The 23,411-nt window shown below is 47.6% G+C and carries 19 protein-coding genes; 8 read left to right on the forward strand and 11 right to left on the reverse strand.

Going from position 1 to position 23,411, the window contains the following annotated elements; genetic code table 11:
- The 5 genes from FW758_RS14085 to hemC all read right to left on the reverse strand — a co-directional run.
- Positions 1-3,858, reverse strand: a 3,858-nt coding sequence (locus tag FW758_RS14085) for a beta strand repeat-containing protein (protein ID WP_446445712.1), incomplete at its 3' end; no start/stop codon positions are given.
- Positions 3,859-4,290: 432 nt separating this feature from the next.
- Entirely contained in the window at positions 4,291-5,457 is a 1,167-nt protein-coding gene (locus FW758_RS14090; RefSeq protein WP_446445713.1) for a heme biosynthesis HemY N-terminal domain-containing protein, read from the reverse strand.
- Entirely contained in the window at positions 5,454-6,635 is a 1,182-nt protein-coding gene (locus FW758_RS14095) for a uroporphyrinogen-III C-methyltransferase (protein ID WP_446445714.1), read from the reverse strand. The genes FW758_RS14090 and FW758_RS14095 overlap by 4 nt, the downstream gene beginning before the upstream one ends.
- A 60-nt stretch (positions 6,636-6,695) precedes the next feature.
- Complete coding sequence (locus FW758_RS14100) at positions 6,696-7,436, reverse strand: uroporphyrinogen-III synthase (protein ID WP_446445715.1); 741 nt, start codon at positions 7,434-7,436, stop codon at positions 6,696-6,698.
- A 4-nt stretch (positions 7,437-7,440) separates the two neighbouring features.
- Positions 7,441-8,373, reverse strand: coding sequence for a hydroxymethylbilane synthase (gene hemC, locus FW758_RS14105; protein ID WP_259515908.1), 933 nt, complete (start codon positions 8,371-8,373; stop codon positions 7,441-7,443).
- 202 nt (positions 8,374-8,575) lie between these two features.
- Here hemC and FW758_RS14110 point away from each other — a divergent pair, with 202 nt between their 5' ends.
- Positions 8,576-10,987, forward strand: a complete 2,412-nt coding sequence (locus FW758_RS14110; RefSeq protein WP_446445716.1) for a class I adenylate cyclase — start codon at positions 8,576-8,578, stop codon at positions 10,985-10,987.
- 105 nt (positions 10,988-11,092) lie between these two features.
- Here FW758_RS14110 and cyaY read toward each other — a convergent pair whose 3' ends face one another.
- Complete coding sequence (cyaY, locus tag FW758_RS14115; protein ID WP_006083426.1) at positions 11,093-11,422, reverse strand: iron donor protein CyaY; 330 nt, start codon at positions 11,420-11,422, stop codon at positions 11,093-11,095.
- 79 nt (positions 11,423-11,501) lie between these two features.
- On the opposite strand from cyaY, the gene lptM reads away from it, so the two are divergent.
- From lptM to FW758_RS14150, 7 genes are all read left to right on the forward strand, one after another.
- Positions 11,502-11,693 carry an LPS translocon maturation chaperone LptM gene (lptM, locus tag FW758_RS14120; protein ID WP_220591311.1) on the forward strand — a complete coding sequence of 64 codons (192 nt, stop codon included), beginning with the start codon at positions 11,502-11,504 and terminating at the stop codon, positions 11,691-11,693.
- 63 nt (positions 11,694-11,756) lie between these two features.
- The gene (lysA, locus tag FW758_RS14125; protein WP_446445717.1) at positions 11,757-13,001 is read left to right on the forward strand and encodes a diaminopimelate decarboxylase; all 1,245 of its coding nucleotides are present in this window, start codon (positions 11,757-11,759) and stop codon (positions 12,999-13,001) included.
- 76 nt (positions 13,002-13,077) lie between these two features.
- Positions 13,078-13,905: a diaminopimelate epimerase gene (gene dapF, locus FW758_RS14130; RefSeq protein WP_446445718.1), complete on the forward strand. Its 828-nt coding sequence runs from the start codon at positions 13,078-13,080 to the stop codon at positions 13,903-13,905.
- Positions 13,902-14,531, forward strand: a complete 630-nt coding sequence (locus FW758_RS14135; RefSeq protein WP_011848049.1) for a DUF484 family protein — start codon at positions 13,902-13,904, stop codon at positions 14,529-14,531. Before dapF ends, FW758_RS14135 begins: the two co-directional genes overlap by 4 nt.
- Before the next feature lie 57 nt (positions 14,532-14,588).
- Positions 14,589-15,509, forward strand: coding sequence for a tyrosine recombinase XerC (gene xerC, locus FW758_RS14140; RefSeq protein WP_311906508.1), 921 nt, complete (start codon positions 14,589-14,591; stop codon positions 15,507-15,509).
- Positions 15,509-16,240, forward strand: coding sequence for an HAD-IA family hydrolase (locus FW758_RS14145; RefSeq protein WP_446445719.1), 732 nt, complete (start codon positions 15,509-15,511; stop codon positions 16,238-16,240). The genes xerC and FW758_RS14145 overlap by 1 nt, the downstream gene beginning before the upstream one ends.
- Positions 16,241-16,363: 123 nt before the next feature.
- Positions 16,364-16,942: a HupE/UreJ family protein gene (locus FW758_RS14150; protein WP_012090405.1), complete on the forward strand. Its 579-nt coding sequence runs from the start codon at positions 16,364-16,366 to the stop codon at positions 16,940-16,942.
- 17 nt (positions 16,943-16,959) lie between these two features.
- Here the strand turns inward: FW758_RS14150 and FW758_RS14155 are convergent, their stop codons facing one another.
- The 5 genes from FW758_RS14155 to dusB all read right to left on the reverse strand — a co-directional run bounded on the left by FW758_RS14155 (position 16,960) and on the right by dusB (position 23,247).
- Positions 16,960-17,463, reverse strand: coding sequence for an AlbA family DNA-binding domain-containing protein (locus FW758_RS14155; protein WP_446445720.1), 504 nt, complete (start codon positions 17,461-17,463; stop codon positions 16,960-16,962).
- A 132-nt stretch (positions 17,464-17,595) separates the two neighbouring features.
- Positions 17,596-18,405, reverse strand: a complete 810-nt coding sequence (gene ric / locus FW758_RS14160) for an iron-sulfur cluster repair di-iron protein (protein WP_446445721.1) — start codon at positions 18,403-18,405, stop codon at positions 17,596-17,598.
- A gap of 227 nt (positions 18,406-18,632) precedes the next feature.
- A complete protein-coding gene (locus tag FW758_RS14165; protein WP_446445722.1) occupies positions 18,633-21,623 on the reverse strand; it encodes a UvrD-helicase domain-containing protein in 2,991 nt (996 codons plus the stop codon).
- 333 nt (positions 21,624-21,956) lie between these two features.
- Complete coding sequence (gene fis / locus FW758_RS14170; RefSeq protein ID WP_006083371.1) at positions 21,957-22,262, reverse strand: DNA-binding transcriptional regulator Fis; 306 nt, start codon at positions 22,260-22,262, stop codon at positions 21,957-21,959.
- Positions 22,263-22,278: 16 nt separating this feature from the next.
- Entirely contained in the window at positions 22,279-23,247 is a 969-nt protein-coding gene (dusB, locus tag FW758_RS14175) for a tRNA dihydrouridine synthase DusB (protein WP_006083370.1), read from the reverse strand.
- Positions 23,248-23,411 lie beyond the last annotated feature (164 nt).

The raw sequence follows: 23,411 nt of genomic DNA on the forward strand, positions 1-23,411 counted from the left end.
ACCGACATCGTCGCCGGCAATCACAGGCAAGTCATCTACTGGGGAGATCTTGATTGTTAATGTATTTGACTCTCCAGTGTTAGTGACATAGGTGAGTTCTGGTACTGGACCATCGTAATTTGCCGCTGGTGTAAAGCTATAATTACCATCGGCATTTAGTGTAATGCTACCCACTCCAAGAATCACTGCTGTTTGGCCAACAGCGAAGTTTTCTTGGATTCCATCTTTGTTCGTATCAAGGCTGAAACTGACAACTGAAGTATTGCCAACATCATTAGTGAGTACATTTCCAGTACCAATACTGTCTTCGGCTATTTCCAGAGTGTCACTCTGAGTATTGGTTAAGCTAGCCTGATCTTGTCCGGATGAAGTATTTCCTGCCTTATCTGTGACTTCGGCGCTTATAACTAAGTTGGTTCCAATCGCAGGGGCATCAATCGCTAGCGCTAAACCATTGTCTAACATAGCTTGGGTTATTATCCCGTTGAACAACTCATTGCCTGCTTGGTCCGTTACTACTAGAGAGTCGCCAACTTCTGTACCAGCACTTAAGGTGACTGCAATGTTTATTTGGCCATTGAGTTCGTCATTGTTGATAAAGCCATCGTTGTTGATGTCTTCTGAAATGATTACTGTTGGCGATGAATTGGCAGAGCTTGTATCAATCACCACGTCCTGGGTGACGGTTTTGCTGTTGCCAGCCAGGTCAGTGACGGTGGCGCTGACAGGGTAAGTGCCATCGGCCAATGTGGTGCCGGTTAAGTCGATGCTCCAGTTACCGCTGGCATCAATCACCAAGCCGTTGGCAGTGGTGTAGACCACGCCATTGATGGTGACGGCCAAGGTGCTGTTGTCACCCAAATCGACCGTACCGTTAAACACTAAGGTGTTGTCATTGGTGATGAAGTCGCTGCCCGAGGCGCCGGTGTCATCGGTAATGCTGGTGATCGCCACGGTGTTGCCGTCGCCATCTTGGTCAATCTTGGTATCAATCACCACGTCCTGGGTGACGGTCTTGCTGTTGCCAGCCAAGTCAGTGACGGTGGCGCTGACAGGGTAAGTGCCATCGGCCAGGGGGGTGCCGGTTAAGTCGATGCTCCAGTTACCGTTGGCATCAATCACTAAGCCGTTGGCAGTGGTGTAGACCACGCCATTGATGGTGACGGCCAAGGTGCTGTCATCGCCCAAATCGACGGTACCGTTGAAGACTAAGGTGTTGTCATTGGTGATGAAGTCGCTGCCCGAGGCGCCGGTGTCATCGGTAATGCTGGTGATCGCCACGGTGTTGCCGTCGCCATCTTGGTCAATCTTGGTATCAATCACCACGTCTTGGGTGACGGTTTTGCTGTTGCCAGCCAGGTCAGTGACCGTGGCGCTGACAGGGTAAGTGCCATCGGCCAATGTGGTGCCGGTTAAGTCGATGCTCCAGTTACCGCTGGCATCAATCACCAAGCCGTTGGCGGTGGTGTAGACCACGCTATTGATGGTGACGGCCAAGGTGCTGTCATCGCCCAAATCGACAGTACCTTTGAAAATCAGGGTGTTGTCGTTGGTGATGAAGTCGCTGCCCGAGGCGCCAGTGTCATCGGTAATGCTGGTGATCGCCACGGTGTTGCCGTCGCCATCTTGGTCAATTTGGGTGTCTACATTGCCATTATCAGTGGCTTTACCTGTATTACCAGCAGGATCTGTCACTGTTGCTACAGCGGTATAATCACCTTCAGCCAGAGGGGTTGTGACGTCCACTGCGTAGGTGCCATCTTCATTAACAGTCGTTGTTAATGTCTGTTCTGCACCTGTGCTATCTGTGACAACAATCGTAATTGTGCTACCTGGCGTTGCATCTGACGAACCAGTAATAGTAGGGGTGGTATCTTGTGTATTATCGGGTGCATCAACAGTGATGTTAGGTGCTGTGATATCCACGTTACCGTCATCTGTGGCTGTGCCGGTATTACCTGCAGGATCTGTAACTGTCGCTGTTGCTGTAATAGGGCCTTCGGCGACAGGATTGGTAACATCCACAGTATATGTACCGTCAGGGTTAACCGTGGTGGTTAGCGTCTGCTCAGTACCTGTGCTGTCGGTGACAACAATTGTTATGGTGCTACCTGGAGGGGCATCTGTAGTGCCCGTGATTGTCGGTGTTGTGTCATTGGTTGCATCGGGAACATCGACGGTAATATTTGGTGCTGTGTTATCAACATTACCATTATCAGTAGCTTCACCTGTATTACCAGCAGGATCTGTCACTGTTGCTACAGCGGTATAGCCGCCTTCAGCGAGTGGATTAGTGACATCTACGGAATAGGTGCCATCAGGGTTTACTGTGGTGGTGAGAGTTTGCTCTGCACCTGTGCTATCTGTCACTACAATCGTAATAGTGCTACCCGGTGGGGCATCAGTCGAACCTGTGATAGTCGGTGTCGTATCTTTGGTATCATCAGGCGCATCAACAGTAATTGTTGGTCCCGTTGTATCAAGTATTGCTGAATCACTGCCTTCTGGAGATACGTTACCTGCACTATCAGTAATAGTCGCGACAACTGTAATCGTTCCGCCTTCCCCAGGAGCTGGAAGATTGAGATTCACAAAGCCATTGTTGATATCTTCCTGAGTCAATGTGTAGTCAACACCATTAACAGTAAGTGTATCGCCTACATTTGCACCTGTGCCATCTAAGCCAATAGTGACATTGATTTCAGTATTGCCAGCTAGATCTTCGTTACTAATAAAACCATCATTGTTTGTATCTGTATTGATAGTGACACTAGGCCCCCCATCGGCGACTGGTGTGACATTGATGGTTAATGTTGCTGAAGAGCCAGTGTTGGTGGTGTAAGTAATAACAGGTACTTGGCCATTCCAATTTTCATTGGGTGTAAAGGTATATGAACCATCGGCGTTCAAGACTAAAGTGCCGCCTTCGAGCGTGACTTCGGTACCTGCTGCGTAGGTGGTACCGCCGACTTCAAAACTCACAACACTCAAGCTTGAGTCTACATCGCTGTCATTATCGAGAACGTTGCCTGTGGCAGGTGTATCTTCATCTACTGTATTTGAATCGTTGACCAGAACAGATGCATCATCTACAGGCGATATATTGATGGTTAAGGTCGCGCTGGCACCTGTGTTGGTGGTGTAAGTAATAACAGGTACTTGGCCATTCCAATTTTCATTGGGTGTAAAGGTATATGAACCATCGGCGTTCAAGACTAAAGTGCCGCCTTCGAGTGTGACTTCGGTACCTGCTGCATAAGTGGTACCGCCGACTTCGAAACTCACAACACTTAAGCTTGAGTCTACATCACTGTCATTATCGAGTACGTTACCTGTGGCAACGGAATCTTCATCGGTCGTATTGCTGTCATTGGCGAGTGCCGATGGGGAATCTGCAGCAATGGTCAGTTGTGGATTATTGGCCGTAGTGCCTGTTAGTGCTTGACCTGTAGTTGAATATCCTGATGTGGCTAAGACTTCGCTACCACTGCGAGCTAGAGTGACATAGCCAGAGTTACCGTCACGGCCTGGAGTGTTCCCTGCTGCGGTTTCTGGAAGATTCTGAGTTGGGTCTTCACCGGATGCAATAAGATCTTGTAATGCTTGGATTTCATCTAAGGCGGCCGCGTCAGTGGCGTTGGTGGCTACTGCGGGTTCGTTGGGGGCAACTTCGTTCGATAGCTTAGTGCCATCGTCGAAGGTGATCTCATAGGTCGCGTTTTCGTCAATATGGAGCACAGCACCTTTTGGGAGTTGTTCGCCATCCTTAGCGGGTTGATTTGAACCATCAACTTCGACATTGATTTGCCCTTTTACTAACTTAAGCAAACCTTTCTTTGATGTAATTACCGATCCCATAATTAGCTCCCAACAGCCAAAGTGTGTTAATTCCACAGACGCACAAATCCAACATATGTGTTGGATTGCGATACAAGTGGTCGAATTTTAGCTAACAAAGAGTTGAAAGTCAATTTTTTGACACACCTGTATTGCTTGTGCTGACTGGGGTTTGCGAGATGTTGGATATAAAAAAGACAGGATTCAGATGTGTAACTAGATGTAGTAGATATATTTATAAAAAGGGCTGCATTTAGTATTTTGCAACTTTGTAGTTAAGTATATTTATAGCAAATCAATTGGGATTGAAAGGTTAATGTTTTATGAAAAGACACAAACCGACCTACTGAGTCACGTTTTTGAGTAGAAACGAAGCAAGAACTTTCGTTAGTGGTAAACGCCGTGACTCACAACAGTGCTAATCACGGCGTTATCATTATTGATGTCGTAGAGCTACAGGTTAACTGCCTGACGGTAGCTCTGATTGGCGTTACCTTGTTCGCCTAACTGTTCTTGAATCCTTGCGAGCGCCAACCAAGAGGCTTTTGTTGGTTCGAGTCGGCACACATTCTGCCAGCAGCTTTTGGCTTCTTTCATATCCCGCGTTTGCTGATAAAGCTTAGCCAAACACATCTGGTAGTCCGCATTATTCTCATGGGTGACTTCATGCTTGAGTAACTGTTTACGGATTTCTGTGTCTTGGGCTGTCGCGATTTCAGGAATTGCATGTAAAAGTGCTGACTCGGGAGCGGTTCGTAACTTTTTCGCGATTAGTTTCAGCGCTTGGTCTCTACGATTAAAGCGGCATAAACCCATGGCATAAATCGCCAGAAACTCAGACTGATTGCGTTCACTGCGAGATAACCATTGCCAGCATTGTTCTAAAGCTTCTTCACCTTTGATGGCTGCGGCTTTGAGTAACGCGCAATTAGTGGCGATATTGAGCTCATTCAGCTGAGCATCATCGAGGATCTGACGCTTCTTCAAAATAGGTATTAATAGCTTGAGCGCATCCCAATCCTCTTGGGTTCGGTATAACTCAAGGGCGAGTTTGAGTACTGGCGCTTTACTCTTGCTCGTCGGTGCTAGTTTATCCAGCTCGGTGCGGGCTAGGGATAATTCCCCTTGTTTTAAGAGGTATCGAGTGCGAGTGGTTGCTACGGCATTCGCGGCAAGAGGTTGCGCTGCAGCGCGATCAAGATATTGATCTCGCTCGGCTATTTTTTGTTGATACTGAGCGGCACGGGCCGCTGCAAGTAAATTAAGTGCAGGGAGCTCGCCGTTATCAGCGCCCTTTATCATTGCGCGTTCCGCTGCTGGCCAATCTTCTTCAGCCAGAGCCAGTGCACCCATTAAGGTATGTTTTTTAGCTGAGCGACGGCGCCAGTGATGGGGAATAAAACGACTGCGCAGCATCAGGTTGATGGCGCTAATCACCAACCATTCGAGTACTTGGAATACGGCATAAAATACAATTAATGCAATGATCCCAAAGACTAAGCTGGTCTCAATCTGGTAGTCACCCGCAGCGATATAGACATAACCTGTATTACCAACCAACCAAGGGCTGATACAGAGCCCTATTAGCACTATCCCTAAGAAAATTAATATTTTGATCATAGTGGCGCATCCTCTGATGAGGTCAGCTCGCCATAACTAGTCAGCTGTAATAACAGAGGTTTAGCTGCAAAGGATTTCAGGGTAATAGGATCAAGTTCTAAGGTTGCTAATTTATCGATTTCGGCGATGGCCTCAGCTGTCTTGTGATCTTGCGTATCAAAATAGGTTTGGATCCACTTGCGCGCCATCATCAATGATTGGTGATAAGCCGCTCTGTCATAGCGATATAACGCAAGTTGCGATTGCAGCAGTTTATGGCGAATGTTTTCCACCAGATACCATTGCTGTTCCGGTGCGAGTAAAGCGGGCGCATCGGCGGTTTTGTGGCGTATGGTAATAAAGTCTTGGGTTAACGCTTTCCACGTTTTACCCAGATTGCTCTGCCAATCATTCAAATCGCCAGTAATCGTTGTATCTTCTGGCGCATCGGTTTCTGCGTCGGTGCGATTCAGTGGCAGTTTATCGAGTTGTTCAATTAAGGCATCGAGCGCCAATACATTGCCATCAATATCTGTGGTTTTAATGCTGGCCGTGGCGGCGATGTCTTTTGCTAATGCCTTACGAATAGGCAGTAACGCCGGATTGTTCATGGCGGCGATGGTTTCATCCGCCGATTTTAATAGATCGGTGGCGGTGCGGGGATCTTTCTCTAACCAAAGTTTACGGCCCGCCATATTCACGAGATATTCGGCTTCAGAGGCCATCCAATGTGTTGGGCTGCGCTGGGCCAGTTTATTGATCCTGTCCTGCAGTTGATTTTGGTCTTCTGCTAATTTTGTTAATTCTTGATAAGTCTTAGCATCATTCAGTTGTTGCTGTTCAAGCTGGCCAATACGTTGATTTGGCTGCAATAGCGCTTGCTGTAATTGGTCCTGCAGGGCGATATTTTTCGCATCCTGCGCCAGTAGTTGCTGTTGCATTTGTTGGTACAGCATAAAACCGCCGCCAAGGGTGCAAGCGGTTAACCCCAGCGCTAATAAAACCCCAAAGCGAATCGCCCACGAGCTTCTATTGGATGCTGGCGTTTGGCTCGGCGCGGTTGAAGGGGTGGCTTTGGCTGTTTGGGATTCGGTGGATGACGCTGATGTTGCGGGCGTATCATCGGTCGTTTCCGGTGACACAATAATAGCGGTAGCCTCTGATTCTGGGCTCTTTGCGTCGTGCTTGTTGTTATCCATTTAACAGTCCTTGAAAACATGCTACTGCCGAAATTCGAGTAAAATCGGGCTAAATAGCGCTTAGAGTTTAAGGGCGTTTAGCACGGCTTTGCTGTTGGCGGCATTGGCATTGGTGACTTGGGTTATACCAAAGGCGTGAGCTTGAGCTTCTACTCGGTTACTGGGGACTATGATATGACATGAGCGCAGCCATGCAAATAACTCTTTTGGCACTAAATTAATCAGGTTATCCAGTACTTCACCGCTGGTCACCACAATAGTGTCTATCCCGAAGGCTTGCCATTGCAGAGCTAACTGTTGACCATCGAGTGGCGGGCAAGCTCGTTGATACACTTCCCAATAGCGCAAATGTGCACCGCGCGCAGCCAGTTGTTCGGCTAAGGCTTCGCGGCCACCGACACCACGTATAATAGTAATCTGCTTACCTTTAATCTCTTGCAGCGGCGCGAGTGTGAGTAGCCCTTCGGTCTGCTGGCAATGATCTGGGGCTTCGAGGGCAGAAATACCGAGCTGGTTTAATGCGTCCCAAGTCGCATGCCCTACCGCGAAGTACTGAGCTGGAGGCCAAGCTTTATGGGGTGGATTTGTAGTAGTTAAGGCGTTATCCGCAAAAGTCACAGCATTGGCGCTGATGCAGATAATCATATCGGCGTGTGCCAAAGGATGCGGGGTATTCGTTGCGATAGCGGGCGTTGCTTCGACACACAGCAGAGGTGTGACCCAGTGAGCAATGCCTCGTTCATTCAAGGCATCGACCATGGACTGATTGCGCCCCTCGGGGCGCGTCAGTAAGACTTTCATTGACTTAGGCTTTAGCGTAAACGGCGTCGAGAATGCTTTTGGCACCTTTGCTGAGTAACTCTTCAGCAAGGGCAACACCTAATTGCGTGGCTTCGGTTTTTGGACCTGTGATCACGCCTTCGATGATTTCACTGCCATCGGGGTTACCGACTAGGCCGCGTAGCGTCATCTTGTCACCATCGATTTCAGCAAATGCGCCAATCGGCACTTGGCATCCACCTTCAAGGCGAGTGTTCATCGCGCGCTCGGCAAGAACACGGTAGCGAGTTTCTAAATGCTCTAATGGCGCCAGTAGCGCTTTAACACGTTCGTCGTTGATGCGACATTCGATACCCACAGCGCCTTGGCCGTTGGCGGGCAAGGATTCTTCTGCAGAAATAAAGCTGGCAATACGCTCAGACAATTTCAGACGGATTAAGCCAGCAGCGGCAAGAATAATGGCATCGTATTCGCCGTTATCAAGCTTAGCTAAACGCGTACCCACGTTACCGCGTAAATCTTTGATGATGAGGTCGGGACGTGATGCACGTATCTGACATTGACGACGTAGGCTCGAGGTGCCCACAGTTGCGCCTAATGGTAATTCGCTGATCGATTTATATAAATTCGATACAAAGGCATCGCGGGGATCTTCGCGCTCGCAAATCACTTCAAGGCCCAAGCCTTCAGGGAAGTCGACTGGCACGTCTTTCATTGAGTGCACGGCGATATCGGCAAGATCGTCTAACATAGCGACTTCAAGCTCTTTGACGAACAAACCTTTACCGCCCACTTTGGCTAGCGGCGTATCTAAGATAACGTCACCTTTAGTGCTCATTGGCAGCAATTCCACCACAATACCTGGGTGAATGCGTTCTAATTCGGCTTTAACAAATTCAGCTTGCCACATGGCCAGCGGACTCTTGCGGGTTGCGATACGTATGCGGTTCTCAGACATGCCTAGTTTCCATCAAAGATCTTAGTTGCGCCAATGCTAACATTGGCAAATCGTTTATGTAAGGAAGCCGTATCGATTCTTTGAAGTCGGCGATGTTCTACATAGCGTGAAAGTGTGATGCGCTTCACATATAGTTGCTCGTGTTTGCAAAAGTGTTAACATGAGCACACTTCTCATAAGTGTCTAAGTGTTGTGTTTTTGAATGGATCGGCAAATACAGTTTCCTGATATAGCTGAACGACTTAATAAGGTCCGCATTGCGCGCGCCTTGGCTTTGCTATCGCCGCTGCAAAAACACTTATTCCATTTGATCCCCTTTTTAATTCACCAGAACAGCGTTCAGTATCCCGGCTATCATGCCGCTAATACGCCCTGTGGCATTAATGAGTATCAGCTTAGCGAAATTGAATCCCAAGCCTGTGATGTTTTCTCGCTACCCTTTATTACTCAAGAAGCTGACATCAACGCGTTTGATGGCGTTTATGCCATGGGAAGTACTGGCAGCTTTGGCCAAAATACCAAGAGCGATGTCGATGTTTGGTTAGTGCATAGGGCAGATTTAAGCCCTGAAGAGTTAGCGCTGATCAGGATTAAAACCGATAGATTGACCGCATGGTTTGCCGAGTATCAGTTTGAGGTGAACTTTTACTTAGTCCATCCACAACAGTTTTGTGGTGATCAAACTCTGCGTGGTTGTCTGTCAACTATGGCCCATGAGCACAGTGGCAGCACCCAGCACTGGTTGTTACTGGAAGAGTTTTATCGCAGTCAAATTCGTCTGGCGGGTAAAGCCATTGCATGGTGGCCTGACGCTAAACTCAATCCTGCACTCTTGTTTTTAGGCGATGTGCATGAATTACCTGCGAGTGAGTACTTTGGTGCTTCCTTATGGCAGCTTTATAAAGGTTTAGAAAAACCCCATAAGGCGCTGATTAAAGTATTGCTGCTCGAGGCTTATGCCAGCGATTATCCACATTCAACTGTGCTTTGTGATCGCCTCTGGCAGAAAACCTTAGCTGGCGATTTTTCGACATCGAATGATGCCTATTACTCTATCTACGAGATTATCGAAACCTATTTGCTTAAGCAGAATGATACCCGTCGACTTGAGATTGCGCGGCGCTGCTTTTATCTAAAATGTGGCGTGCACTTGAGCCGCACGCAAGAGGGCAAAGATTGGCGTTATCCTAAGCTGCAAAAATTGGTGCAGGATTGGCAATGGCCCGACAGTTTGATCAGCACCTTAGACGATTGCGAACATTGGCACAGTGGTCAGCTCAATTGGTTTAACGAGCAGCTGAATGAACTCTTGTTGGCGAGCTACCAAACTTTACTGCGCTTTGCATCGACCCATGAGCTTAATGAAGGCTTGCGGATTGAAGAGCTGGGCATGCTGACTCGTAAATTACACACTTATTTTAGCCAAGATGAAGACCAAATCGCTAAGCTGAATTTACTGTGGAGTGTCTCGGTCGCCGAGTCCGAAGTGACTATGGTATCAAGCTCTCGCGAGCGGAAATATTATCTTTATCGCCAAGGGCCACAGCCACTAAATCTGTTGGGTGAGTCGGCGATATGTAAGGGTAAAACGCCATCCGCCTTAATGATCTGGGCATGTCTAAACGGAATTTCGACCCCTGATACGCAATGGCATGAATATGGTCAGAGTAAGGCAAAGTCGAAACGGCTTACCGAAGCGTCTAAGCGGTTACTGAATTTTATCGACCACGATTGGCGGGTATCTAAACGTGACTTATGCCAGCCATGGCATTTTCGTAAGCTGATTTTTGTGCTTAATCTGGACTGCGATCCCACCATTGAATGGAGCGGACAGGAAATGATGGTCGATGTGATGAATGCTAACGTGTTCTCACTTGGGCGTAAAAAAGCCAATATGCTTGGGGCGTTAGATGCCATTTGTTTGAATAGTTGGGGTGAGTGGCAGTGTCATCGTTTCGAAGGGGATACTGCGGTATTACAAGCATTAGCCTTTGTGACGCCAGGGCTCAGGCGGGCCAGCTTACCCGTGGACATGGATGTGATCAGTTGCTCGCAAAAGTTACGGCCACAGCTCAAGTTAGCGGTGAAAAATCTACTTAAACAAACCATGCGTTTGTGCCAAAAAGTGCAGCAATCCAGCACCTTAGTACAGCCGCTGCAGATAAGGCATACCCGCTATGGGATCTTTTTTAATCCTTTAGGCATGGCCTATCAGGATTTGAGTGATGCTAAGTCTTTTTATCAGCAGTTATCCCGCAGTCATCTTGTGTTGCTGCCACGGCCTGAATTGGGTGACGATCCCTTTTCGAGTATGCCTAAAGTGGTGCAGAACTATGCGGCGAAAGGGGCTATTCAATATTTTCTACGCCAACGAGTCGATAACTTGGATGTATTTATTCTCGATGAGGAAAACCAGCTGAGTCACTATGTGCAGGCGGGATCAAATATGGCCGAATTAGTGAATAAAGTCACTCATCACTATGTGTTCGATGAACATTATGCTTCACGGGCGCGGTTTAATATTCCGCAGTTTTTCCATCTAGTGCGAGTGGCGGGGGAGTTAACTGTAGCGCCGTTCGGTATCGATGTGAGCGATCAAGACACTGAGTTTTAAGCTGGATTTTGAACATAAATAATGGGAGCCAAGGCTCCCATTATTGTTTGGCACTGCACTATTATGGCACTGCACTATTATGGCTTGCGCTACGTATGACTTAGATTAAAAGCTAAGCTTAATTCCGCCTTGGCGCTCGATAGACTCTTGCACGAATGGCATAAATTCGCCGCCATTACGTCCGTCCATCCATTTACCTTCAACAAAACCAAAATGATATCCACCAAAACGTGTGGCTACCCAAATCTCATGCAAAGGTTCTTGCTTGTTGATCACTATCTTAGAGCCATCAACAAATTCTAATTGCAATACGTTGCCACTGGCATCGATATCAACATCGGCATCTTGCTCATCAATCGCAGTTTCAATCGCATTTTCTATGGCTTGGAACATGTCATCGGCGAGCTGGTGAAATTCTGTATCTGTAATGGCCATGCATTTCTGTCCTTTGCTTTCGTCAAGATGGATGCGATTATAAGACCATTAGTCACCAGATGCACAGATGTTGAGAAAAATGAGACTGTTTTTATTGTTATTGCTTGGTAGCCTATTCATTACGGCATGCGGCCAAAAAGGCCCCCTCTATCGTTCGCCCGCCACAGAGGTAAATCAACCTAAAAAGGTTGATGAAGCTAAAATTGTGCCTGAAGTGGAAGAGATTAAAACCGAAATTAGAGCCATCGAAGCACAAAAAACACAACAATAACAATCGCTATAGCTAAAACGACCATCACTATCGCAGCGATAAAGCGCAGTAAGGAATCAGACATTGGATCACTTTCTCTACCAACAAAATGCCCTGCACGCCGAAGGCTGCCAGGTTGCCGATTTAGCTCAAACCTATGACACACCGCTGTATATCTATTCCCGCGCCACGCTAGAGCGCCATTGGCATGCTTTTAATAATGCTGTGGCAGATCATCCACATTTAATTTGTTACGCAGTTAAAGCCAATGCGAACTTGGCCGTACTGAATGTGCTGGCACGTTTAGGCAGTGGTTTTGATATTGTGTCGGGCGGTGAGTTAGCCAGAGTGATAGAAGCGGGCGGCGATCCCGCCAAAGTAGTGTTCTCTGGCGTGGGTAAAACAGCGGCTGAAATGGAACAGGCACTTAATCTGGGCATTTATTGCTTTAACGTCGAATCGAGTGCCGAGCTTGAGCAGTTAAATCTGGTCGCAGGGCGTTTAGGTAAAGTCGCGCCTGTGTCCCTGCGGATTAATCCCGATGTGGATGCGGGCACCCATCCCTATATTTCGACTGGCCTTAAAGAAAACAAATTCGGTATCGCTATGGATGAGGCTGAAATCGTTTTCGCCCGTGCCCATGCGTTGCCATATGTAAAAGTGAAAGGTGTCGATTGCCATATCGGCTCACAACTGACTGAAATAAAACCATTCCTCGATGCGATGGATCGTATGCTCGCCTTGATCGACCGTTTGGCCGAGCAGGGTATTGTTATTGAGCATTTCGATGTGGGTGGTGGTTTAGGGGTGACCTATGATGCCGAAACGCCGCCACATCCGGATGTGTATGCTGCTGCCATATTGGCGCGTTTGGGCGATCGTCAACTGAAGCTGATCTTCGAGCCGGGCCGTGCGATTGCCGCCAATGCGGGGATTTTTGTTACTCAGGTGCTTTATCTGAAAGAAAACAGCGACAAACGTTTTGCGATTGTCGATGGCGCGATGAATGACTTGATTCGTCCCGCACTCTACAGTGCATGGCAAAATATTATCCCAGTCGTGCCAAGGGACTCAGAGGCCTATGAGTTTGATATTGTTGGCCCAGTGTGCGAAACCGGTGACTTTTTAGGTAAAAATCGCCAGCTCGCGTTAGCCGCGGGTGATTTACTGGCGGTGCGTTCGAGTGGTGCCTATGGTTTTGCTATGGCCTCTAACTACAACACTCGTCCTCGTGCGGCTGAAGTTATGGTGGATGGTGAGCAGGCTTTCTTAGTGCGTGAGCGAGAAAAATTGTCTCAGCTCTGGCAAGGTGAGCAACTCCTGCCGTAAACTAGAAAAATTATATTGATTCAGGCGCTTGGTTTCATACTTTATGAGCGGCGCCTCGGCTTAAAGGATAAGTATCTTGATCCAATTCACTAAGATGCACGGACTGGGCAACGATTTTATGGTGGTCGATGGGGTCACGCAGAACGTGTTCTTTTCGCCTGAGCAGATCCGCCGTTTAGCCGACCGTAACTTTGGCATAGGTTTCGACCAACTACTCTTAGTTGAGCCGCCCTATGATCCCGATTTAGATTTTCATTATCGCATCTTCAATGCCGATGGCACTGAAGTCGAACAATGCGGCAATGGCGCCCGCTGTCTCGCCCGTTTTGTGCGTAATAAAGGCCTGACAAATAAGAGTAAAATCCGTGTCAGTACTTCGTCTGGCAAGATGACTTTGCGCTTAGAGCGAGACGGTACTGTTACCGTGAATATGGGCGTGCCGATCCTCGAACCGAGTCAGATCCCCTTCAAAGCTAAGAAACCTGAAAAAACCTATTTACTGCAAACACCGATGCAAACCTTTTTGTGTGGCGCGGCTTCTATGGGCAATCCCCATTGCGTGCTCGACGTTGAAGATGTGGCGAGCGCTTCTGTCGCTGAAATTGGTGCCATGCTCACTAAGCATGAGCGTTTTCCGCGCGGCGTGAATGTGGGGTTTATGCAGGTCGTAGACTCAGGCCACATTAAGCTGCGGGTGTTTGAGCGCGGCGCGGCCGAAACCTTGGCCTGTGGCACAGGCGCATGTGCAGCTGTAGTTGTAGGTCAAGTGCAAGGAAAGCTCGGCCAGCAAGTGCGGGTGGATTTACCCGGCGGCACCTTAACCATCAACTGGGAAGGCGAGGGTAAACCTTTGTGGATGACGGGCCCAGCGCAGCACGTTTACGATGGACAAATTCAGTTATGACAGAGCCCTTGATGCCGCAGACGGATGTGCCTTTCGATGAGTTGATTATTCGCGAATATCTGCTGGATAATCCCGACTTTTTTAATCGCTATCCCGAGCTGCTGCTGGCGATGCGCTTGCCTCACATGGAACGCGGCGCCATCTCTTTGGTGGAACGTCGCCAAGAAATGCTGCGCCAGCGAGTGAGCCAGTTGGAAGAAGAAATCACCAGTCTGTTAACCATGGCGGCGCGTAACGAGAAGATTTACCAATTCAATACTGAGTTATCCTTCCAGTTATTGAATTGTGCCGATCTAGTGTCACTTAAAGAAGTGTTGGCCGACAGTTTGAAATTACAGTTTAATTTCAGTCATGTGCGTTTGATCAGCGTGCTCGATACCGATATGAAGGCAATATGGGATCAAAGGCTGCATAAAGGTCACTATTTTGGCCGACTCACGCAGCAAGAGGCTAAACGCCTATTTGGTAGCGAAGTGGGGTCGGTGGCACTGACGAAATTGTCGGAAGACAACCCAGTCATTTTTGCTATTGCCAGCCAAGATGCCACCCATTTTCATCCCGATATGGATAACATGCTGCTGGAGCAACTGCGGCGTTTGCTGGCGCACATGCTCGCTAAGCTGTAACGGCCGTCGAGCGATTGTGCTCACTCAAGGCTTGGGAAAACCCATGAGGAAACCGATATGAGTACGCAAACAGCCGAAGTGTCGGCGCTTAATACTCAATGGTTACAAACCTTTGAACGCTATCTGAGTACCGAGCGGCAGTTGTCGGCCCATACAGTACGTAATTACCTTTACGAGCTTAATCGCGGAAGCGATCTCTTGCCCGAAGGCGTGCATCTACTCAATGTGAGCCGCGAGCATTGGCAGCAAGTATTGTCTAAATTGCACCGCAAAGGCTTAAGCCCGCGATCGCTTTCTCTGTGTTTATCTGCGGTAAAACAATGGGGTGAATTTTTGCTGCGCGAAGGTGTGATTGAGCTTAATCCTGCCAAAGGCTTAAGTGCTCCCAAACAAGCCAAACCGCTGCCGAAGAATATCGATGTCGATGCGATCAGTCACTTGCTCGACATTGAAGGTACAGATCCCCTAAGTCTGCGGGATAAGGCCATGATGGAGTTGTTTTATTCCAGTGGCTTACGTTTAGCGGAACTCGCCGCGCTCAATTTATCCAGTGTGCAATACGATTTGAAAGAAGTGCGAGTCTTAGGTAAAGGCAATAAGGAACGTATCGTCCCCGTCGGTCGTTTAGCGATTGCTGCTTTGCTGAATTGGCTCAATTGCCGAAAGCAGATCCCCTGTGAAGATAACGCCTTATTTGTAACCGAAAAGGGCAAGCGACTCTCCCATCGTAGTATTCAGGCGCGGATGGCGAAATGGGGGCAAGAACAGGCATTATCGGTACGCGTACATCCACATAAACTGCGCCATTCCTTTGCCACTCACATGTTAGAAGCGAGCGCCGATCTGCGGGCGGTGCAAGAATTATTGGGCCATGCAAACCTAGCGACCACGCAAATTTATACCAGTTTGGATTTCCAACACTTAGCTAAGGTGTATGATAACGCCCATCCTAGAGCGAAAAAAATACAGGATAAATAATGCGTTGCTATCTTAGACCTCAAAATATTCAAGCGATCAGTTTCGATCTCGACGATACCCTGTACGACAATCTGCCGCATATTTTAAATGCCGAAGCTGAGCTGGCGACGTTTCTGTTGCAGACTTATCCATTGTCGCAGGCGTGGCAAACCCATGATTGGCGCAGGCTAAAGCTGCAACTGCTGCAGCAAAATCGCGAGCTCGCCCACGACACCAGCGCTGCCCGTTTAGCAACGCTTCGCCAAGGGCTAATACAGCTAGGGTATTCGGCCATTGAAGCCGAACGCGGCGCCGAGCAAGGATTGGCGTGTTTTTATTTTCATCGCAGTCATTTTCAAGTATCTGACGAAGTGCTCTTGTTACTCAAACGCCTATCGCAGCATTTTAGATTAATCGGCATCACCAATGGCAATGTGGATGCCGAGCGAATTGGTTTAGGCGATGCCTTCGAGTTTGTGTTGCATCCAGGCAATGGCGTGCATATGAAACCCGCAAAAGACATGTTCGAATTGGCCTGCTCGCGATTAAACATTGCACCGCAACATTTACTGCATGTTGGCGACAGTATGAATGCTGATGTGCGCGGGGCACGGTTGGCAGGATGCCAGTCTGTGTGGTTGAATCCGAGTTTTGGCCGAGTCGATTCCTTACCTATTGCGGCCTTGTTGCCCCATTTAGAAATTAATGCTCTCGATGCGTTAATTAAAGTGCTGGCTATCGACACAAACTAACTCTGTGGGCAGCGTTGAATCTGCCTCTTTGCTAATCCAGAGTGATTGAGATCAAGGTTTGTTCCCAAAATTTGCACTAGAGTGAAGCCTAATATTACTGAAGTCACTGACTAAGGCTGTGTTATGGCGCGTATCGGGTTGTTATTACTGCTCACATTATGTTGGATCGCGCCGGTATCGGCCCATGAGATCCATTCGGGTGGCGGTTTCATGTCAGGTTTTAATCATCCGGTATTGGGATTTGATCACTTGCTGGCAATGTTGAGCGTTGGCATGTTGAGTACCCAGCTCGGTGGCCGCGCGATTTGGACTGTCCCCTTGGCATTTGTCACCTTTATGTTAGTGGGCGGGATTTTAGGCTTATACGCAATTGCCGTTCCCTTCGTTGAAATTGGCATTGCCCTCTCGGTATTGTTACTCGGCCTCGCCATCGCTTTTGATCGTCAAATCCCACTGTTATTCGCCATGGCATTTGTTGGTGTATTTGCTATTTTCCACGGACATGCCCACGGCGCCGAAATGCCAGCATTGGCAAGCCCAGTTTTGTATGCCCTAGGATTTTTATTTGGCACTGCGGTTATCCATTTAGGCGGCGTAATGATAGGCCTTGGAATGCAGCGGATGACAGGACAACGCAACTTAATGCGTGTCACGGGCGCAGCGATTGCGGCCATGGGCGGTTATTTATTAGCAGGATTTTGACGTAATAACATGTCTAATTAACGCGCCTTGAGTTGCTTCATGCAAAGATGGGCGCGGCGTAACAGTAGATTGACTTGCCGACGGCTTGCATGCATGTCGGCATCTCCCACCCTAAAATAACTCCCAGTGTAAGGATCGCCGCCGACATAGATAGGTTTGAGCTGCTCTGGTGCCAGCGGTACACGGATGCGAATCAGCTTTTTATTCATAATTTCAATAATCTGCACATCTGAGATCGCCAAAATATTATGGCTAGTGCGGCTAGGATTATCGAGTATCTCCCAGAACTCTTGTAAAACAGGAAGGGGATTGGGAATACCTTCAATACTGAAATGGCCACGTTCTTCGCGCACCCCTAGGATGATCTCGCCGCCTAAAGTGTTGGCAAAGGAGCTATAGGTAGCCCAAATATCTTCGGGTAATTGACCTAGTCCGTCGCGGCCACCTGCGAGTTTAAACTCTACTTGAGCCGATTCGTGTAAATCGGCAATGTCATCGAGTGCAAATGATTGAAATGTCATGGCAGCTTATCCGTCAGCGACACATGACTTGTTGTAGCACGTCAACAATTGAAAGGCCAGACTTAGGTCCGGCCTCAAGGTTTAGCGGATGACCCGTAATTTAGGGGCATCACAGCAGCAACATTTAATCGATTATTGAGCGAGACCTAATGCCTTAGGAAATAGAATATTGTTTTCTAAGTGAATATGCTGATGTAAGTCTGCCTCAAACTCCGCTAGCGTGGCATAACACACACGCCACGTAGTGCAAGCATGTTCCGGTGGCGTGAAGTCGTTCGTGAGCTCGCGTAATTTTTGCAAGATCAAACCGACTTCTTCATGTTCGTGCTGCATCGCATTGATGGGATTGCCAATATGACCAAAGCAAGTTTCAATGTGCTCTGCTTGACTCAAGCCGCGGATCGCCGGAAACAGTATTTTTTCTTCTTTCATTAAATGCGGCATCAGGTCTTCAACTAAAGCACGTATCCAACCCGCAAAGGGAATAATTTCGGCATAGCGCTCACCGTGGGCTCGGACCATCTTCTCGGAGTATTCGACTAATAATGGGGCTTTTTCGCGCACGTATTGATGGTGCGTTGATTCTATATATTCAATAAGTAGATCTAAGGGTAATTGATTCAATTCATCTTCTTTGCTGCCAGTCAGTGTTACGGAATTCAGTGCAGCAACTACTTTTGCGGGATCTATGTCTGCACGCTCGCAGGCGATCGACAGCGGTTTACCGCCGCCACAACAGAAATCGATACCAAATTGGCTGAACACATGGGCGCGGCGAAAATCTTCGGCAACTAACTCACCGACTTTTCTTTCCAGCCAGTGGTTATCCTGAGCGCTCTCACTAAGCGGAAAACCTTGACCAAGTTGTGCATCATGGCGAGGTTGAGAACTCACTCCATGAACTGAGGTTTGTACATCTTGCGGGATAGAAGTAGCAGACATGAATAGCTCCAAAGCAGCAATAAATTTACATTCATATTATTTGCAGCTTTAATGCGTAGCAACTAAACCCGACTAAAATACTCAGGATTTGCTGATGATGTCACAGTTAATTGAATAAAATATCTCTTAAGGAGTAGGTGGCCGCCTTAGCTTGGAGTGGCAAATTGGCTCTCGTAACCTTGAAATACAGATTGACGAAAACGCCAAAGCGTTTCGCTTTTTATCACTTAACTTGGGATCGATAACTTGGTCTTGTTTAGTGTATTCGTACAACTGGGTAGGTTTTGCCCGCGGTAATTGCGACAGGCCCAAAAGGGGCCGAATCGACCATCCTTCAACAGCATGTCGCCGCCGCAAAGGTTACAAAGCGGTGATATATGTCCACAAGCCTCATTTAGGCACACCTTAAAGCCTGCAAAACGGTTACGCGTCATTGGGCTAGCGCAGAGTTCGCAGCCTTGCTCCTTGTGATCGCACAAGGGAAAGTGTGAGCAAGAATAAAACGATTTAAATTTTCCCGTTCTAGGCTTAAGCGTTCCCGTGCTACAACGCACGCATTTTATGTCTTCAAATAACCTTTGTACTAAAGAGGTGTTGAACTCATCTTGTTCAATTGGGTAGTCTTTTGTAAGCAGTTCAGTGACGAAAGGACTCACATCTGTCATATCGGCAATCACATAGGCGCGGTGTTTTGCCCGCGTTAATGCGACATAAAATAGTCGGCGTTCTTCTGCAAATTCAAACGCTTCCGTTTTTGGTAAAAATGCATCTAGTATCGGAGGAGTGACTTTCATTGAAGGGAAGCCATGCATTCCCGTCTTCATCCCCATGATCACCACATAATCGGCCTCTTTCCCTTTCGAAGCATGAAAAGATTGGCACTCAATCTTCATGTTGGGGTACTTAGTTTTAAGTTGGTTAACTTGGGTTTTATCGGGTAACTGAAACCAGAAACGTGCCAGCAAATAGACGTTCGGTAAGCTGCTAAGTTTGTCACTTCCGGCGTTTATCCTTGCACTTATCGCCGTTAATGCTTGTTCTAATGCATTCGGGCTTGGCTCATCTTTATTGGCGGGTTCGTTTTCTCCTCGGCGTATTATTGAAACTGCGGGGGAGGTAACCTGCGTGAGGGAGCGAATATCCTTGCTCAATTGTGTGGGATTTTGGCTGACAAACTGGGTGGCAACCTTCCCAATACTGCTGTTAAACCTAAAAGTTAGATCTAGTTTGCTTAGAGCGGTTGGTCCAAAATAGTGAGTAAACTGCGTGGTTAAACTCACATCTGCACCGCTAAAGCGATAAATTGCCTGCCAGTCATCCCCGACACAAAATAAAGACGCCTGTGTTTTAGAATGGGGCGCACAGGAATCCCTCAAGGCACGCACTAAGCGGGCACGTGGTTCTGAAATATCTTGGAACTCATCCACCATAATAAAACGCCACGGGCTAATAAATTGCCCACGTTGTAGATACGTCAGCGCTTTGCCAATCATGTCCTCAAAATCAATGTCACCATTTATTGCTAAATGCTGCTCATAGCGCGTGAGTATGGGCTCAAGCAGTTCGAATGCCTTACGCGTCTGCTGAGCATCGGCGGCGCTGGCAAATACTCCCTCAAGACCATGTTCATCAAGGCAAGTTGCTTTATATAGGCCAATCAGCTGACTAAACATTTTTGCCAATTCAGTCACGCGGCCTAGTTCATGCAGGGTGGCGAGTATGGCTTCATCGGGTAAGGGCGCGTATTGCACTTTAAAGACCTGTAAAGCTTGCTCAAGCTTACCGATTAACGACCCGTTTTTATGTTGGTAATAAAATAGCTCAATACACTTAGTACCATGTTGTTGATGTAGCTGGCGTTTCCATGCCATCGATTCCAAGTACTTTTGGTTATCGATATAAGGGGCGGTATTGTGGTGTTCATCAATACCATAGTATTCAAGATAAACTTGGTATTCAGGCAGATAGAAATCGGGTTGATACTGACGAAAATCAATACTGCGCACATCATGCTCATACTTAGCTTCATAAACATTTTCGATGCCGTTGCTAAATAGCCAGTTGGCAATGTAGAGCTCACCAAAGCTTTTGACTCGCTCACCTTTAAGACTGCGAATATCGTTATCATTCAAGTATTGAAAATACTCACCTTCCACCTCGAACTCGAACGGGCTTTTTTCAACATAATAGAAACGGCTGAAGTACTCGAAAAGCTGCTTACGGTAAGCTGCATCTTCAATCAAAGTCTCAAGGGTATTGTGCACCCACAGCGCTTTGGCTTTGTCATCTTCTGCCCAAGGGGACAAACTGGGTTTAGCGCGCTCAACATCGGCGATAATTTTTAAGCCTAAACTGTGGAAAGTACTCGCCTTGATATCCTCAGTGCCAAGCTTGTTTTTAATCCGCTCATCCATCTCGTCAGCCGCTTGACGGCCATAGGCTAACAGCAGTATTTCATCGGGTTTTGCTTGACCACTCTTAAGTAAATATCCCGCTCGCCCGACCATCACACTGGTTTTGCCCGTGCCAGCACCTGCCAATAACAAGTTATTGTTATCATCGATAATACAAGCTCGGCGCTGTTTTTCGGTTAAGGGATTAGATTCTACACGCTCAAAATAGTCGGCAAATTTAACAAGCTGAGACTGAACGTAATCTTCGCGCAGCTGCTTTACATCGGCGCGAGTCCAGTGGTGGATTTGCTTAAGCCTCGCTAACACAGAGCGTAAATATGCAGACAATGGCAGGTTTTCACACCAAGGGAACCAACGCTGATATTCGCGCGCGACTCTGGCTTGTATCATTGCTAAACGCGATTCACGTAAATAAGTGTGTGCCAGTATTTTATCGACTTTCGCCACTAACCCAGCAATGCGCCCCCCGTTGGCATTCGCCCAAAGCAGTGCGATTTCGTTGCCAAATTGATGCTGTGCAAAATAGCTAAGAAACGGCAGTTGATAGGCTTTGCCAGATACTGTGAAACTGAGTAAATATCCGAGCGGACTCAAGGTAAAAACTGGCGGAGAGTCCAGTTGCTGCCAGGTAAAGCATTCGTCAGCGGCAACTTTGTTAGCGTGGCGAGAGTGAACAAAAAAGCCGCCTTTAGTGCGATTAATGCTAATACCACTGGCGCTGAGTTTTATCGCATCAGCTTTGCCAATAAAGAAATGGCCAAACCAACTGTGCTTGATATCTTGTTCAGAGTGAGTCAATGACAATGTAAAACCTACGGCTAAAAAAGTTTTAGAATTAACAGGCTGATTTTTAAATGCATTATAACTTAAAACCCGATAGCTCGTGTCAAGGTTATGCTATAGCTCTGTATGGATTGTCTATTGGTTTTGGTCATCAAACGCAGCCAAGCTCATAGTGTGGTGAATCATGTCTTAGTTGGCGTGAACCAAGCATGATGGTGACTGTGTAACTATGTGCATAAGAAGGGCGCGCATTAGAAAGGTTTACATTAGAAAATGATGTATCAAAAAGCAAAAAAGCCTGAATCTCTTCAGGCCTTTTCTTTTTTTTCAATACAACAGCTTAATCCTTGCGGATTAGTTCATGCCGTATTTTTTCAATTTTTTACGCAGAGTACCACGGTTGATACCTAGCATGTTTGCTGCGCGGGTTTGGTTGCCACGAGTGTGTTGCATGATGATGTCAAGCAGAGGCGCTTCAACTTCGCTTAGCACCATTTCATAAACTTCTTGTGCTTCCTGACCGTCCAACTGTGCGAAGAAGTTAGTTACGGCACGCTTTACTGCGTCACGTAATAACTGGGGCTTGATAGTGCCGTTTGCGGTTTCGATTTTGCCAACGGTAAGCTGGTGAACTTCTGTGTTAGTTGTCTGATCAAACATTCTATTCTGCTCTTTATTAATTCTGTACTAATTCATCAAAATAACATTCCACGAGGGAATACTGTTCTGCAGCGGTTTCCAGCCGATTAAAGTCAGCCCTAAATTGGCGCTGAGCTTCTTGGTCTAGGTACCATCCCATATGTTTTCTGGCGAAGCGGATACCCTTGTATTCACCATACAAATCATACAGTTTGGTGAGGTGTTCCAGCATCACTTGACGCTGTTCGGCAACCTCAATGGGCGCTAGCTTATTACCCGTTTCCAAGTAGTGCTGGATTTCTCTGAAAATCCAAGGCCGTCCTTGAGCACCCCGTCCTATCATCAAGGCATCGGCACCGGTGTATTCCAGCACAAAGCGGGCTTTCTCCGGACTGTCGATGTCCCCATTGGCGACGACAGGAATCGAGACATTCTGTTTGATTGCTTTAATCGTGTCGTACTCAGCGTCGCCTCTGTACATACATTGTCTCGTGCGACCGTGAACGGCGAGCGAGGCGATGCCACAATCTTGGGCAATCTGGGCGATTTGAACACCATTCTTGTGTTCTGGCTCCCAGCCGGTGCGAATCTTTAACGTGACGGGCACATTCACTGCGGCGACCACGGCTTGTAAAATTTCTTTTACCAGCGGCGGGTTTTGCATCAGCGCTGAGCCAGCCAGCTTTTTATTCACTTTTTTCGCGGGGCAACCCATATTGATATCAATGATGTGAGCGCCTTGTTCAACATTGAACAACGCGGCTTGCGCCATTAAATCAGGATCGGCTCCTGCAATTTGCACTGAGCGGATGCCTTCCTCGCCAGAATGCGTCATGCGCTGGCGGCTTTTATCTGTATCCCAAACTTCAGGATTGGATGAAAGCATCTCGGAAACCGCTAGGGCTGCGCCATAACGAAGACAAAGATTACGGAAAGCTTGATCGGTGACACCTGCCATTGGTGCCACGATCAGCTGATTGTTCAGTTGATAGGGTCCAATCTGCATTTTATGTTTCACCTTAGCTCTTCAAAGGGGCGCTATAGTAGCCCTTTTTGTTGGCCGTGAAAAGGTCAATAAATGACCTAGATGTAATTTTTTTTCTTGACTTTTAATCGGCGAGAAGTCAGAGGCTGAATAGTTAGAAGCCAGCGGTGGCGCATGTTGCGCCA

The organism is Shewanella sp. 1180_01 (genome assembly GCF_052850535.1).

Coding starts and splice junctions, on each gene's coding strand:
- FW758_RS14090 (WP_446445713.1), bottom strand. CDS start 5,457: ATGATCAAAATATTAATTTTCTTAGGGATAGTGCTAATAGGGCTCTGT.
- FW758_RS14095 (WP_446445714.1), bottom strand. CDS start 6,635: ATGGATAACAACAAGCACGACGCAAAGAGCCCAGAATCAGAGGCTACC.
- FW758_RS14100 (WP_446445715.1), bottom strand. CDS start 7,436: ATGAAAGTCTTACTGACGCGCCCCGAGGGGCGCAATCAGTCCATGGTC.
- hemC (WP_259515908.1), bottom strand. CDS start 8,373: ATGTCTGAGAACCGCATACGTATCGCAACCCGCAAGAGTCCGCTGGCC.
- FW758_RS14110 (WP_446445716.1), top strand. CDS start 8,576: ATGGATCGGCAAATACAGTTTCCTGATATAGCTGAACGACTTAATAAG.
- cyaY (WP_006083426.1), bottom strand. CDS start 11,422: ATGGCCATTACAGATACAGAATTTCACCAGCTCGCCGATGACATGTTC.
- lptM (WP_220591311.1), top strand. CDS start 11,502: ATGAGACTGTTTTTATTGTTATTGCTTGGTAGCCTATTCATTACGGCA.
- FW758_RS14135 (WP_011848049.1), top strand. CDS start 13,902: ATGACAGAGCCCTTGATGCCGCAGACGGATGTGCCTTTCGATGAGTTG.
- xerC (WP_311906508.1), top strand. CDS start 14,589: ATGAGTACGCAAACAGCCGAAGTGTCGGCGCTTAATACTCAATGGTTA.
- FW758_RS14145 (WP_446445719.1), top strand. CDS start 15,509: ATGCGTTGCTATCTTAGACCTCAAAATATTCAAGCGATCAGTTTCGAT.
- FW758_RS14150 (WP_012090405.1), top strand. CDS start 16,364: ATGGCGCGTATCGGGTTGTTATTACTGCTCACATTATGTTGGATCGCG.
- FW758_RS14155 (WP_446445720.1), bottom strand. CDS start 17,463: ATGACATTTCAATCATTTGCACTCGATGACATTGCCGATTTACACGAA.
- ric (WP_446445721.1), bottom strand. CDS start 18,405: ATGTCTGCTACTTCTATCCCGCAAGATGTACAAACCTCAGTTCATGGA.
- fis (WP_006083371.1), bottom strand. CDS start 22,262: ATGTTTGATCAGACAACTAACACAGAAGTTCACCAGCTTACCGTTGGC.
- dusB (WP_006083370.1), bottom strand. CDS start 23,247: ATGCAGATTGGACCCTATCAACTGAACAATCAGCTGATCGTGGCACCA.